The sequence below is a fragment of the Nocardia miyunensis NBRC 108239 genome, assembly GCF_001613065.1.
Lineage (GTDB): Bacteria > Actinomycetota > Actinomycetes > Mycobacteriales > Mycobacteriaceae > Nocardia > Nocardia miyunensis.
In genome coordinates, this window is record NZ_BDBQ01000069.1 from 37988 (window position 1) to 51809 (window position 13822).

The 13822-nt window shown below is 67.4% G+C and carries 10 protein-coding genes; 4 read left to right on the forward strand and 6 right to left on the reverse strand.

From position 1 onward, the window contains the following. Positions 1 to 10: 10 nt before the first annotated feature. Genes NM2_RS29180 through cysD form a run of 4 tightly spaced genes read right to left on the reverse strand, consistent with a single transcriptional unit; the run spans position 11 to position 4783 of the window. Positions 11 to 787, reverse strand: coding sequence for an SDR family oxidoreductase (locus NM2_RS29180; protein WP_067675216.1), 777 nt, complete (start codon positions 785 to 787; stop codon positions 11 to 13). Next, positions 787 to 1992: a hypothetical protein gene (locus NM2_RS29185; RefSeq protein WP_067675219.1), complete on the reverse strand. Its 1206-nt coding sequence runs from the start codon at positions 1990 to 1992 to the stop codon at positions 787 to 789. Before NM2_RS29185 ends, NM2_RS29180 begins: the two co-directional genes overlap by 1 nt. A gap of 50 nt (positions 1993 to 2042) precedes the next feature. After that, complete coding sequence (cysC, locus tag NM2_RS29190) at positions 2043 to 3878, reverse strand: adenylyl-sulfate kinase (protein ID WP_067675222.1); 1836 nt, start codon at positions 3876 to 3878, stop codon at positions 2043 to 2045. Beyond that, positions 3878 to 4783 (reverse strand): sulfate adenylyltransferase subunit CysD, encoded by a 906-nt coding sequence (cysD, locus tag NM2_RS29195; RefSeq protein ID WP_067675225.1) that lies wholly within the window; start codon positions 4781 to 4783, stop codon positions 3878 to 3880. Before cysD ends, cysC begins: the two co-directional genes overlap by 1 nt. Before the next feature lie 121 nt (positions 4784 to 4904). Here cysD and NM2_RS29200 point away from each other — a divergent pair, with 121 nt between their 5' ends. Beyond that, positions 4905 to 5849, forward strand: a complete 945-nt coding sequence (locus NM2_RS29200) for a helix-turn-helix domain-containing protein (RefSeq protein WP_245718272.1) — start codon at positions 4905 to 4907, stop codon at positions 5847 to 5849. 599 nt (positions 5850 to 6448) lie between these two features. After that, entirely contained in the window at positions 6449 to 7729 is a 1281-nt protein-coding gene (locus NM2_RS29205) for an FAD-binding oxidoreductase (RefSeq protein ID WP_067675292.1), read from the forward strand. 141 nt (positions 7730 to 7870) lie between these two features. On the opposite strand, the gene NM2_RS29210 is transcribed toward NM2_RS29205, so the two are convergent. Both NM2_RS29210 and ctaC read right to left on the reverse strand, forming a co-directional pair. Further along, a complete protein-coding gene (locus NM2_RS29210) occupies positions 7871 to 8287 on the reverse strand; it encodes a cytochrome c oxidase subunit 4 (RefSeq protein WP_067675228.1) in 417 nt (138 codons plus the stop codon). A 13-nt stretch (positions 8288 to 8300) separates the two neighbouring features. After that, positions 8301 to 9329 carry an aa3-type cytochrome oxidase subunit II gene (ctaC, locus tag NM2_RS29215; protein WP_067675231.1) on the reverse strand — a complete coding sequence of 343 codons (1029 nt, stop codon included), beginning with the start codon at positions 9327 to 9329 and terminating at the stop codon, positions 8301 to 8303. A 542-nt stretch (positions 9330 to 9871) separates the two neighbouring features. Between ctaC and asnB the strand changes: the two genes are divergently transcribed. Together asnB and NM2_RS29225 are read left to right on the forward strand one after the other, a co-directional pair. After that, complete coding sequence (asnB, locus tag NM2_RS29220) at positions 9872 to 11797, forward strand: asparagine synthase (glutamine-hydrolyzing) (RefSeq protein ID WP_067675234.1); 1926 nt, start codon at positions 9872 to 9874, stop codon at positions 11795 to 11797. Positions 11798 to 11989: 192 nt separating this feature from the next. Continuing rightward, entirely contained in the window at positions 11990 to 13633 is a 1644-nt protein-coding gene (locus tag NM2_RS29225; RefSeq protein ID WP_067675237.1) for a purple acid phosphatase family protein, read from the forward strand. Positions 13634 to 13822: the final 189 nt, after the last annotated feature.

The following is a 13822-nucleotide window of genomic DNA, read 5'->3' on the forward strand; positions in this document are numbered from 1 at the left end:
TTCGATTCCTTCAAGAATGGTATTCGCCGCAGTTGACGTCGAGGGTCTGGCCGGTGATGGCGCTGGACCAGTCGGAGGCGAAGAAGACCACGGCGCGGGCGATCTCGTCGGGTTCGGGCAGGCGCTTCAGGTCCGAGCGGCTCGCGGTCTGCTCGTACACCTGTTCGGGGGTGATGCCGTATTTCTTCGCGACCTCACCGAAATACCATTTCAGCTGATCGCTCCAGATATATCCGGGCGCGACGGTGTTGATCCGAATTCCCTTGTCCCCCAGCTCGGTCGCCAAGGTCTGCGACATCGCCAGCAGCGCGGCCTTGGCGACTTTGTAACTGCCGTAACGGGGTTCGGAATGGCGCAGCACCATCGAATTGATCATCACCACCGAGCCCCGCGACTCGGCCAGCGCGTCGGTGAACGCCTTGGTCACTCGCAATCCGCCGAGCACCGTCAGTTCGACGCTGTCCCGGATCTGCTGAAAATCGGTGCGCTCCAACGGCTTCATCGAAGGCACCGAGAACGCGTTGTTCACCAGCGCGTCCACTCGGCCGAAGGTATCCACCGTGCGGGTGATCAGATTCGCGACCGCGTCGTCGTCGGTGATATCGGTCGGCACGGTCAATGTCGTGCCGCCCGCGGCCTCCACCTCCGCCGCCACCGCGGCCAACCGCGATTCGGTCCGAGCGGCGAGGACGACCTTGGCCCCCTGCGCCGCGGCCTGCAGGCAGATCGACCGCCCCAACCCGGGACCCACACCGCTGACCACGACCACCTTGTCCGCCAGCAGCATCACAGCATCCTCTCCGCGAAACCCCGCTGACGTTCGGCAATCCGTGCCCGCCAACCACTCTCATCGATCTTGTTGGTCTCGTAGTACGGCAGATGCGCGGCGACCTCGTCCAGTGCGAGCAACTGCACGGTGGGACCGTCGGCGTCGGTCATCGCCCGAGCCACGCGCTGCCAGCGGAACTGCAGGATGCCGCGGCGACGTCCGGTGGTCTCGATCCAGTTGGCGATACCGGGATTGCCCGCCGAAACCACCATGCGGATCACGCCGTCCGGATCTGCCTGCGCCTGGGCGCTGTTCAGGCTGGTCTGATGGTTCACGTAATCCAGCGAGATATACCAGCGGCTGCCGAGCTGAAAACCCTGATAGGGCGCATCGGATTTCGGCACCGTGATCAGCAGCGCCTGATCCGGCGCCAGATCGAAATGCCCGACCGAGGAGAACTGCGTGCTCAGGCCGCCGGGAGTGAGCCGGGGTTCGGTCAGCGTATTGACCGGCAGGTCCAGATAGAACCACTTCGGGAAGTTGAACCAGGTGTGGATACGCTGCACCAGCGCCCGCGCCGCGGCCCGGTAACGCTTGCGCAACCGATCCAGATCCGCTGCGGCAGGGGCGGTTCCGACGGTGTCCACCCGCTCGATACGAATGGTTCCCTTGCGCTCGTTCGCCCAGTCGCCGTACACCTCGCGCACCGCCAGCATCGAAGCGCCCTCGCCGAGCACGAAATAATTCGGTCCCGGATCGGCCTTGGGCGGCCCGAATCGCAGCCGGTAACCGCCGTCCGCATCGATCCGCAGGCGGCGGTCGTCGAACGCGTCGTCGCCATCGGGCACATCGGTGGCCGTGTAATCGCCCTTGAGCACCTGGAAACTCAGATCCACCGTGCTGCCGCGGATTCCGGTGAGCAGATATTCCGCACCGGGCTCGACATTCGCGTGATAGTAGAGCGTATCCGGATTGTCCAGACCCATCTTGGTGTACGGGCCGGTGGAGGTGACGAACTGCGGATGGCTCGTACCGTGCACCCCGGACAGCTGCAGCACCGCGGCGATACTCCCGGCGAGATACTCGTACCCCTCGGCGAGATCGTCTTCGCTGTCGATGAAATCGGCTGCGGCAATCAGTCTTTCGGCCTCGGCGATGGCGGCCCGGAACGGCTCGGTGAGCGACGGTTCGGGTGTGTTCGCCTCTGCGGGTGGGTTTTCCATTCGGTTCCTGATTCGTCGGAAATGGTCGTGGGAATGACGGTGTGCCGCTGCTACGGTCGCAGCAGCGAGTCGAGAATTCGGGTGGCGACCTCGGCCGGTGTGCCGTCCTCGGGTGTGATGACGACATCGGCGTGTTCGGGACGTTCGTACGGCGAGTCGATTCCGGTGAAATCACGGATCTGCCCGGCCCGCGCCCGCGCGTACAGGCCCTTCGGATCGCGGCGCTCACACACTTCCAGCGGCGTGTCGACGAAGATCTCGTCGAACGGCAGACCCCGGTCCGCGTGCACCTGCCGCGCCTGCTCCCGCTGCTCGGCGAACGGGCTGATCAGCGAAACGATCACCACCACACCGGCATCGGCGAACAGGGCAGCGACCTCCGCGACGCGCCGGATGTTCTCCCGGCGGTCCGCATCGGAGAAGCCCAGATCCGCGTTCAGACCGTGCCGCAGATTGTCACCGTCGAGCAAATAGGCCGGGCGACCCGAATTCACCAGTCGCCGTTCCAATTCCACGGCGATCGTGGACTTCCCGGAACCCGACAGCCCGGTCAGCCACAGGGTCGCCCCGGCGCTGGCCCGCTCGGCGCGCTCGACCGCCGAACTGTGCCAGACGATCTCGTTGCGCCGGCCGGTCTCGCGCGCGACGATCATGCCCGCGGCCACCGTCCGATTGGTCACCTCGTCGATCAGGATGAAACTGCCGGTGCGGCGGTTGTCACGGTACGGATCGAACATCAGCGGCACCCGGCCGCTCAGCCGCACCCGGCCGATATCGTTGAGCGCCAGGCCGTCCGCGTCCTCGACGCGATGCAGGGTGTTCACGTCGAGGCGATAGTCCAGCTCGCTCACCCGCACCCGCGCGGACTGGGCCGCGGTGCGGATGGTGTAGTCCGTGCCCGGCCGCAACACCGCCTCGTCGTCGAACCAGCACACCGTCGCATCGATCTCCCGATCGATATGGGGCCGGTTGGCCGGACGCGCGAGCATATCCCCGCGCCCGATGTCGAGTTCGTCCTCCAGCGACAGCGAGATGGCCATTCCGGTGAACGCCTCGTCCACCTTGCTCCCGCCCGGACCCCAGATTCGCGCGACCCGGCTGGTCCGCCCCGACGGCAGCACCACTACCTCATCGCCCGGTTTGAAGATGCCGCCCGCGACCGTCCCGGCATAGCTGCGCGGTTCATCCGCAGAGGGCCGCAACACATACTGCACCGGCAGGCGGGCGTCGATCAGATTGCGGTCCGAGGCGATGTGCACATCCTCGAGATGAGCCAGCAGCGGCGCGCCCGGATACCACGGCATCCGCGCGGAGGATTCGACCACGTTGTCGCCCAGCAGGGCCGACACCGGGACGAAACTCAGATCGCCGACGGTCAGCTTCGCGGCGAAATCGGCGAATTCCGAACGTATCTCGTCGAACCGCTCGCGCGAGAAGTCCACCAGATCCATCTTGTTGACGCAGACCACCAGGTGTGGAACGCCCAGCAGCGCGGCCAGGAACGCGTGCCGCCGGGTCTGCTCGACCACGCCCTTGCGCGCGTCGATCAGGATCAGCGCCAGATCGGCGGTGGACGCGCCGGTCACCATGTTCCGGGTGTACTGCACGTGTCCGGGGGTGTCGGCGATGATGAATTTCCTTCGCGGCGTGGCGAAGTAGCGGTAGGCGACGTCGATCGTGATGCCCTGTTCGCGTTCCGCGCGCAGCCCGTCGGTCACCAGCGCCAGATCCGCCGCCCCGTCGCCGCGTTGCGCGCTGACCCGTTCGATGGCCGCGAGCTGATCGCTGAACAGGTTCTTGGAGTCGAAGAGCAGACGGCCGATCAGGGTGGACTTGCCGTCGTCGACGCTACCCGCGGTCGCCAGCCGTAACAGATTGCGGCTCATCAGAAGTAGCCCTCTCGCTTGCGATCCTCCATGCCGGACTCGGAGATCCGGTCGTCCGCGCGAGTCGCCCCGCGTTCGGTCAGCCGGGTGACGGCGGTTTCGGCGATCACCGCGGCCGGATCGGCGGCCTCGCTGCCCACACAGCCGGTGCAGGTCGCGTCGCCGACGGTGCGGAAGCGCACGGTCGCCTCGAAAACCGGCTCACTCTCGCGCGGGGTCAGAAAGCGGTTGTCGGCCAGCAGCATTCCGTCGCGCCGGAACACCCGCCGCCGATGCGCGTAGTACAGCGAGGGCAGGTCCACCGCCTCCCGGTCGATGTACTCCCAGATGTCCAGCTCGGTCCAGTTGGACAGCGGGAACACCCGAATGTGCTCGCCCGCACGGTGTCTGCCGTTGTAGAGATTCCAGATCTCCGGCCGCTGCGCCCGCGGCTCCCACGCGCCGAACTCGTCGCGGAAGCTGAACACCCGTTCCTTGGCCCGCGCCTTCTCCTCGTCGCGGCGCGCCCCGCCGAACACCGCGTCGAAGCGGTGCTCCCCGATCGCGCGCAACAGGGTTGTGGTCTGCAGCCGATTACGCGTCTCGCCCGGACGCTCATGCACCCGGCCGGCATCGATGTCGTCCTGCACCCGGGCCACCAGCAGCCGGGCCCCGGCCCGCTCCGCGGCGCGGTCGCGGAACTCGATCACCTCGTCGAAATTGTGGCCGGTGTCGATGTGCAGCAGCGCGAACGGCAGCGGCGCGGGCCAGAACGCCTTGCGCGCCAGCTCCAGCATCACAGCCGAATCCTTACCCCCGGAGAACAGCAGCACCGGCCGCTCGAAGGTCGCCGCGACCTCGCGGAAGATATGCACCGATTCGGCCTCGAGGGCCGCCAGATGCGACAGCTCGTATCCCGTCCGCATCACACTTCTCACCCACTCACCGCGACGGATCGTCTACACCACGCATACCTGGATCCGGCCCGTCCGGCAGAATCCTGATCGGAGTTGCGATGTCGAATATTCGACGCTATCGTTCGATATTGTGACACCGACGATAGGCCCGAAACGCCGCGCCGGTCAAGAACCTGTTCCAGAAAGTGGTTCGGCCGCGCCCGCCTCACCGCCCACGCACCGTGTCGTCCAGGTGATCGGACTGCTGTCCCGGCACGTCGGGGACCATCTGTCGCTGGCGCAGATCGTCCGCGAGACGGACCTGTCCCGCGCCACCGCGCACGCGGTACTCGCCCAGCTCACCACCGATCACTGGACGGTGCGCGACGCCGACGGCAATTACGGGCTGGGCCTGGGCCTGCTCACCGTCGCCCGGCGCGCCGAGGCCGCCTTCCCGCTGCGACGCCTGGCCCTGGCCCCGATCCGCGAGTTCTCCGCACGTCAGGGCATTCCGGTGTTCCTCGCCGAACGTGAGGACGGGGCGATCGTCATCACCGAGGTCGCGGGCACCCCGACGCTGCCGTGGATCCGGCCGGGCCGCCGCCTGCCGCTCGCACCGCCGGTGGTCCGCGAATTCCTGGCCTGGGCGCCCGATGCCGACCGCGAGACCTGGCTCGGCCATGCCGATCCGGCGCATCGCGAACGCCTGGTCGCGGTCCTGGAAGCGGTGCGCACCCGCGGCTACTCGGTCGAGCGCCTGGCCGACGACTCGGCCCCCATGCTCGAAGCGCTTGCCGCGCTGCGCAACTCGCCCGTCACCGATCCGCTGCGAAACCGGCTCGGCGCGATGATCGCCGATCTCATCACCATCGACTACCTGCCCGACGAACTGGGCCCGGTCAACGCGGTCGTCACCGTCGCGGCCCCGATCTTCCTCGGATCCACGGTCGGCGCCGCCGTCGTCGCCTGCCCCGACACCCGCCTGTCGGCCGAGGAACTCACCGCCCTCGGCACCGCGACGCGCGAAGTGGCCGATTCCCTCACCGCGGCCCTGCGTCAGGACACCGGGCCGATGCGCATTTCCCCGCCCATCTGACGACGACACCATCCCCGGGGCGATACACCCAGCAGGTCCAACCGAAAGCACCCACCACCGCGACGACCACGCCGCGGGCCCGCCGCCCAGCCCGGCTGACCACACCCACCCAAGCTCAACCGACGCCGCCATCAGTTCCGCCGAGAACCCTGTCACCGGCCGAACGCCCACTGTCCGGCCCGGCCGACGACGCCGTCCCGGCTCAACCAACGCCGCCGCCAGTTCGGCCGACAACACCTGCCGCCCAGCCTGGTCGAACGCTCCCCCCCGGCCCGGCCGACGATGTCTGCCGCCCGCTCCGACCGAAATGTGCCCCGAACCGGCCGACAGCGTGCCCGCTCGACTCGGTCCCGCGGTTCACCAGAGGTCCCACGAGTATCCCGAGCACCAATTCGCCCAGGTGCGGCCCACCGCGACCGGCGCCGGGTCCGAGACCGCAGGCGAGACCGGACCGGACCGCCGCGCAGGACGCCTAATCACCTGTGGCGCACCGGAATCGCCCAGTTCAACCTGCCCGGGAATATGTTCACCGGCGAGTCTTCGATCCGCCACACCTTCGGGGCAGACGGGAGGGGCGATCTGTGGTTATCTTGGAGGCCATGAGCACGTCGCTGGCCGCCCTTCCGGAGGAATATCTACCGCGCGATACCGCGGATGTCGTTCGCACCGTACGAGATTCACGACCGCAACCGCTGACCATCCGCGGCGGCGAGCGCAGCAGCGATAACGAGGACGAGCCCGGCCCGCCCGACCGCCGCATCGTCATGTCCCTACGCCGGATGAACCGGGTACAGGCCGTGGACGCCGAGGCACGGCAGGTGCGGGTGCAGGCCGGTGCGCGGCTGTCGGATATCGACCGCACCCTCGCGGCGCACGGATTGGGCCTGCCCATCGTCGGCGACCACCGGGAGATCACCGCGGGCGGTTTCGCCGCGGTCGGCGGGCTGTCTACCGCCTCGCACCGGTACGGCATGTTCAGCGACAATGTCCTCGGGCTCGAATACGTCGATCCGGAAGGCAGATTCGGCACCTGCGGGCGCACCCATCACGCCGATCGCTTCCACCGCATTCTCGGCGGTGCGGGCCGCACCGGCATCATCACCGCGCTCACCCTGCAGGCCGTCGAGGTCGACAAGGATCACACCTGGCTGACCTCGGACGCGCACCGCTTCCTGGATTTCGACGGTTTCGTGGAGCACACCCTAACCGCGATCGAGCAGCCCGGCGACGCGATGTTGCAGGTCGGCCGGTGGGTCGACACCGCGCCGCTGCGGGTCTCGCGTCCGGTCGGCACCGGCAACATCCAACTAGGCACAGTGCGTTTCGGCCAGTGGTCCAGCCTGCACCCCACCACCGCGACGCCCTCGCTGCGGGCCCGCCGCGAACTCGGTTCCCGCGCACGCAAATCCCTCGGCGCGATCGCCTCGGCAGCGGGCGGGCGCGCGGGCATGCCCGTGCGCAACGCGGCCGCCGGTGCGCTGATGTTCTCCCCGAAGGTGCTCACCCTGCGCGATGCGGAATACCTCGCCGATACGGTGATCAGCACCTCCGAACGCGGACCCGCCTACCGCGCAGCGGTTTTCGCGCCGCTGTCGACCTACACCGCGGTCTTCCACCGACTACACGATCTGTTCTCCGAACACCGCGAACGCAACGAGTGCTTCACCGTGATCTCCGCCCTCACCTACGGCGTGCGCTCCCCCTACCTGCACGAACTCGCCGACGAAGACCACGGCTTCATCAGCTTCACCTGCCGCCTCCGCCCCGCCACCGCCTTCACCGGCCGTTCGGGCACCGCCGACGCCCTCCGCGAGATCAACACCGCGATCGACGACATCTGCCGTTCCGAACGCGCCCGCCGCTACCACGCGGCCGAATAACCGCCTGCCCTCCGGCGGTACGCGTGCGAGTAAACACGCGTACTGCCGGATGGGTACACCGGAAACGAGAGACAACAGCCGAAGGCACGACATGAAAAGCGGCCCCGGTCCAGTGGACCGGGGCCGCTTTCGCTGCGAAGACTAGTGCTTCTCGGGACCGATGTGGTACTCGAACACCAGACCGGCCGCCGCGGTCAGGATGCAGATGACGCCGATGGCGATCAGCCAGAGCTGGAAGAACGCGAACCCGATGGCGGTGATCGCGGCCGCGCCGGCCAGGCTGACGGGCCAGAAGCTACCGGGCGAGAAGAAGCCCAGATCGCCGGCGCCGTCCACGATCTCGGCCTCCTCGTAGTCTTCCGGACGCAGGTCCAGACGACGGGCGACGAAGCGGAAGTACGTGCCGACGATGAGGGTCAGGCCCGCGGTCAGCACGATCGCGGTGGTGCCCGCCCACTCCACACCGGTATTGGACTGGCCGGTGAAGAAGGCGTAGATGACGGCCACGATGATGAAGAACACCGTGAGCAGCTCGAAGATGCGTGCTTCGACCTTCATGTCAGTTCAGTCCTCAGTTGCTCTGCTGGGCCTCGGTCGCCGAACGCAGGGTGCGGTCGGTGTTGAACGGGTGCGTGGACACCGCCACCGGCGACTCGCCGATGTCGGCCAGCGCCTCGGCATTGGTCTTCCCGGCCTCGCGGTCGGCCATGTACTTGTCGAACTTCTCCGGCGTCACCGCCCGGACCTCGAAGTTCATCATCGAATGGTACGTACCGCACATCTCCGCGCACCGGCCGACGAAGGCGCCTTCCTTCTCGATCTTGGAGATCTGGAAGATGTTGTCGGAGTGGTTCTCCTTCGGATCCGGCATCACGTCGCGCTTGAACAGGAACTCCGGCACCCAGAAGGAGTGGATGACGTCGGCCGAGGCGAGCTGGAACTCGATGACCCGGTTGGTCGGCAGGACCAGCACCGGAACCTCGGTGCTGGAACCGACGGTCTCGACCTTGTCGTAGTGCAGGTAGCTGATGTCGTTGCCGGGCAGGCCGTGGTCCGGGCCGGGCTGCGCGTGGCCGTCCTTGCGGCGCTCCTTGTACTCGTCGATGATCTGCTGGTCCAGGCCCTGACGGGTGTGGTCGACACCGTCGTAGACCTGGCCGTTCTGATCGACCTTCTGGTAGCCGAACTTCCAGTTCCACTGGAACGCGGTCACATCCACGACCACGTTCGGATTGGACACCTTCTCGGCCACGTAGTTCTGCACGACGACGGTGAAGTAGAACAACACCGCGATGATCACGAACGGAATCGCGGTGTAGGTCAGCTCCAGCGGCACGTTGTACCCGGTCTGGCGGGGGAACTCCGGGGAGTTCGGCTTCTTGCGGTGGAAGGTGACGGTCCAGAACGTCAGACCCCACACCAGCACACCCATCGCCAGCGCGGCGATGACCGACCAGGTCCACAGCTCCCGCATCTTGGTCCCCTGCGGGGTGACACCCGAGGGCCACCCGAACCGCAGCACGGGGTTGTCGATCGAGCAGCCGGATACGGCGATGACAGTGATCCCCAGGGACACCGCCAGCCCGGCCCGCCGAAGCATGCGGCCTCGTCCGCCGGAGGTAGCGCCCCCGTCGGGCCGCGCCCCTATCGCTTCGCTCGCCTTGTGCGCCACGCTCAACGCCTTCCTGGTCGTCCATCCGACTCGGCGCCGCCCGGGTGGGCCGGACGGCACATTTTCAGCACGTTCGGAAAACTCACCGGCAGACCGCGCAAACGCGCGGTCGACCTCGGGAGTTCCCGAGTACTACGCAGCGTAGACCAAACCGGGTACCGCGTTGTGCGCGGGTCGGATTCGACACTCCGAAGAGGGAGACTGCGACGTAGACCGGTTCGACCGGTCGACTTTCGACCGAGGTTACGGCGTTGCGGACCCTACTGGATGCCGCGACCCGAACGATACCGGCGGGTAGGGCCCGCCTCTACCACGGAATCCTCCATGTATGACACCACTCCCGGGGGCGGGGGATGCCGATTCGAGGCAGAATGATTCCGGAATCATTCCGCGGTACGGCATACTCGCGGACTGGGTTTCGATCTGCTGCCCGCCCTACCCCCGATCCCGGAAATGAGGTTCCTCACGCCGTGTGTGGCCTGCTCGGATTTCTGACCGCCGATGTGGCGACCGACGAGGTCGTGCATCAGGTGTACGAGGCGCTGCAATGTGGACGTCACCGGGGGCCCGATGAGCGCGGTACCTGGCACGACGAGCACATAATCCTGGGCTTCAACCGCCTGTCGATCATCGATATCGAACATTCGCACCAGCCGCTGCGCTGGGGGCCGCCGGAGAATCCGGAGCGGTACGCGCTGGCGTTCAACGGGGAGATCTATAACTACCTCGAGCTGCGCGAGCAGCTCAGCGCCGAGCACGACGCGCGGTTCCGCACCGAGGGCGACGGCGAGTCCATCGTCGCGGCGTACCACTACTGGGGCACCGAGGCGTTCTCCCGGTTGCGCGGCATGTTCGCCTTCGCGATCTGGGATACCGAGACCCGGCAGCTGGTCATCGCGCGCGACCGGTTCGGCATCAAACCGCTGTTCGTCGCGACCGGGCCGGGTGGCACCGCGTACGCGAGCGAGAAGAAGAGCCTGCTCGAGCTGCTCGAACCGCTGGGGCTGTCCCGGTCGATCGATGTGCGCGCGGTCGAGCACTACACCGTGCTGCAGTACGTGCCCGAGCCCGAGACGCTGCACGCGGATGTCCGGCGCCTGGAGTCCGGCTGCTACGCGACGCTGACGCCGGGTGAGCAGCCGAAGATCACCCGCTATTTCGAACCGAAGTTCCGGGTGCGGCCGTTCGCGCCGGACAGCGCCGAGTCTCGGTATCGGGAGATCTCCGAGGTCCTGCGGGATTCGGTCGCCAAACATATGCGCGCGGACGTGACGGTCGGCGCGTTCCTGTCCGGCGGCATCGACTCCACCGCCACCGCCGCGCTGGCGATCCAGCACAACCCGAACCTGCTCACCTTCACCTCGGCGTTCGAACGCGAGGGCTACTCCGAGGCCGACGTGGCCGCCGAGACCGCCGACGCGATCGGCGCGAAGCATTTCATCCGGACGGTCAGCCCGGAGGATTTCGCCGGGGCGATCCCCGAAATCGTCTGGTACCTGGACGATCCGGTCGCGGATCCGGCGCTGGTGCCGCTGTACTTCGTGGCCAAGGAGGCCCGCAAGCACGTCAAGGTGGTGCTCTCGGGCGAGGGCGCGGACGAGTTGTTCGGCGGCTACACCATCTACCGGGAACCGTTGTCGCTCAAGCCTTTCGAGTATCTGCCGGGCGCTGCGCGGCGGCTGCTGGGCAAGCTGTCCGACCGGATTCCCGAGGGCACCCGGGGCAAGAGCCTGCTGCATCGCGGATCCCTCACCCTCGAGCAGCGGTACTACGGCAACGCGCGCAGTTTCAGCGACGCCCAGTTGCGCGCGGTGCTGCGTGACTTCCGGCCCGAATGGACCCACCAGGACGTCACCGCGCCGATCTACGCCCGCTCGCGCGGCTGGGATCCGGTGGCGCGGATGCAGCATCTGGACCTGTTCACCTGGCTGCGCGGGGACATCCTGGTCAAGGCCGACAAGATGACCATGGCGAACTCCCTCGAGTTGCGGGTGCCGTTCCTGGATCCCGAGGTGTTCGCGATCGCCGAACAGCTACCGTACGAGCAGAAGATCACCTCCGAGACCACCAAGTACGCCCTGCGCCGGGCGCTCGAGGAGATCGTGCCGCCGCATGTGCTGCACCGCCCGAAGCTGGGCTTCCCGGTGCCGCTGCGGCACTGGCTGCGCGGTCCGGAGCTGTACGACTGGGCCGCACAGCAGATCGCCGAATCGCAGACCGACCATCTGCTGGACAAGGCCGCGGTCACCGCGATGCTCACCGCGCACCGCACCGGCACGGTGGATCACAGCCGCCGGCTGTGGACGGTGCTGGTGTTCATGGTCTGGCACGGCATCTTCGTCGAGGACCGCATCAAGCCCGCCATCGAGGAGCCCACCTACCCGGTGCGCCTGTAACGGTCGCTGATCGACCGGTCCGCCGAGCCGTGCGACATCCCCCGATCAGCATGAAGAATCGGGGGGCCGAGCGTCGCCACCACGATCGAGGGCCGGGCTCGTACGGAAACCCGGTCCGAACGCCTCGCCGGTTCACCTGGTATTCGCCGCGTCGTAGCCTCACCAGCACCGGACCGGAGTTAGGTGGAACGCATGGCGGAGAACCCGGGCCCCAGCAGCGACGAGACCGCGCCGGACGCGGCGCCGCAGGCCACGAACCAGGGCGTCAGCCGACGACGTCTGTTCGGCGCGTCGGCCGGCGCCGCGGTCGCCGGGCTGGCGGTCGGAGCGGGCGCGGCTACCGCGCTGCGCGGCAACGGCGAAACTCGGGCCGCCGAGATCTGGCCGCGCACACCCGATCTGGTCATGAGCGCGGACGGCACCGCGGCACCGCACGTCTCGGGCCTGCACTTGCAGTTCGGGGCCGACGCGGCGCACGAAGCGGTCATCTCCTGGTACACGACCGATTCGGTACGCAATCCGGTGGTGCGGTACGGCACCGCCGCCGCGGGATTCGGCACGACCGTGCCCGCGCAGACCCGCACGTATCGGGACGGCAAGTCCGGGGTCGAGATCACCGCCCATCATGTGCGGCTGACCGGCCTGTCCCCCGATACCGACTACGTCTACGCCGCGGGTCACGACGGCGCACCGCCCGAATTGGGCACGCTGCGCACCGCGCCCAGCGGGCGGGCGGCGTTCCGGTTCACGAGTTTCGGTGATCAGGGCACGCCGACGCTGGGCAAATTGGTCAACGGCGCGTACGTCAACGACAATCTCGGCTCGCCGTTCGCCGGTGACGTCACCGCCGGAATCGAGCGTGTCGCTCCGCTGTTCAATCTGGTCAACGGCGATCTGTGCTACGCCAATCTGGCCACCGATCGCATCCGCACCTGGAACGACTGGTGGGCCAACAACTCTCGCTCGGCCCGCTACCGCCCGTGGATGCCCGCACCCGGCAATCACGAGAACGAACTCGGCAACGGGCCGATCGGATATCAGGCGTTCCAAACGTATTTCACCGTGCCCGATGCGGGCGGCGAGGATCTCACGCGAGGTCTGTGGTACTCGTTCACCGTCGGCGGAGTGCGCGTCATCGCCCTGGCCAACGACGACATCTGCTATCAGGACGCGGGCAACAGTTATGTGCGCGGCTATTCCGGGGGCGCCCAGAAGCGTTGGCTCGAGGCCGAATTGGCGACGGCGCGCGCGGATCGAGGCATCGACTGGGTGGTGGTGTTCATGCACCAGACCGCGATCTCCTCGGCCGACAAGTTCAACGGGGCCGATCTGGGGATCCGGCAGGAATGGTTGCCGCTGTTCGACAAATACCAGGTCGATCTGGTGCTGGCCGGGCACGAACACCATTACGAGCGTTCCCATCCGGTCCGCGGCGTTCTGGGCACCGACACCCTCACACCGAAACCGGCGGACACCCGTACCGATGTCATCGATACCAGCAAGGGCACGGTGCATCTGGTGATCGGCGGCGGCGGGACCTCCGCACCGTCCAACGCCATGTTCTTCCCCGGCGAGCAGTGCCGCGTCGTCACCGCGGTCGGTGCGACGGACTCCGGCACCGGTAAGAAGACGCCCGTGTACATCCAGGAGCAGGCCCCCTGGTCGGCCTTCAAGGATTCCGAACACCCTTACGGTTTCTGCGCCTTCGATGTCGACCCCGGCGAACCGGGCGGCATCACCACCATGAAGGCCATCTACTACGCCCTCACCGGGCCCACCAACACCCTGAAGGTCGTCGATCACTTCACCCTGACTCGCCCCCGCTCGGACCGCTGACCGCGGCCCTCGGTCTCCGCCCGCGGCGGCGAGCGGCAGTCGGCGCGTCCTCGCCCCGGTCGGGCAGGAATCCACCGCGACGCGACCCGCGACGGCGTCAGCCACCCGGCACCTCCGGCTCCACGGGTGTGGTGGTTGCAACCGATTGCGGGATCATTCGAGAGTCGAACGGGCACACTGTGTTTCGAT

What these genes read in the sequence shown, in the direction of transcription:
- NM2_RS29180 (WP_067675216.1), bottom strand. Translation starts at nt 787, where the DNA reads ATGCTGCTGGCGGACAAGGTGGTCGTGGTCAGCGGTGTGGGTCCCGGG.
- NM2_RS29185 (WP_067675219.1), bottom strand. Translation starts at nt 1,992, where the DNA reads ATGGAAAACCCACCCGCAGAGGCGAACACACCCGAACCGTCGCTCACC.
- cysC (WP_067675222.1), bottom strand. Translation starts at nt 3,878, where the DNA reads ATGAGCCGCAATCTGTTACGGCTGGCGACCGCGGGTAGCGTCGACGAC.
- cysD (WP_067675225.1), bottom strand. Translation starts at nt 4,783, where the DNA reads ATGCGGACGGGATACGAGCTGTCGCATCTGGCGGCCCTCGAGGCCGAA.
- NM2_RS29205 (WP_067675292.1), top strand. Translation starts at nt 6,449, where the DNA reads ATGAGCACGTCGCTGGCCGCCCTTCCGGAGGAATATCTACCGCGCGAT.
- NM2_RS29210 (WP_067675228.1), bottom strand. Translation starts at nt 8,287, where the DNA reads ATGAAGGTCGAAGCACGCATCTTCGAGCTGCTCACGGTGTTCTTCATC.
- ctaC (WP_067675231.1), bottom strand. Translation starts at nt 9,329, where the DNA reads ATGCTTCGGCGGGCCGGGCTGGCGGTGTCCCTGGGGATCACTGTCATC.
- NM2_RS29225 (WP_067675237.1), top strand. Translation starts at nt 11,990, where the DNA reads ATGGCGGAGAACCCGGGCCCCAGCAGCGACGAGACCGCGCCGGACGCG.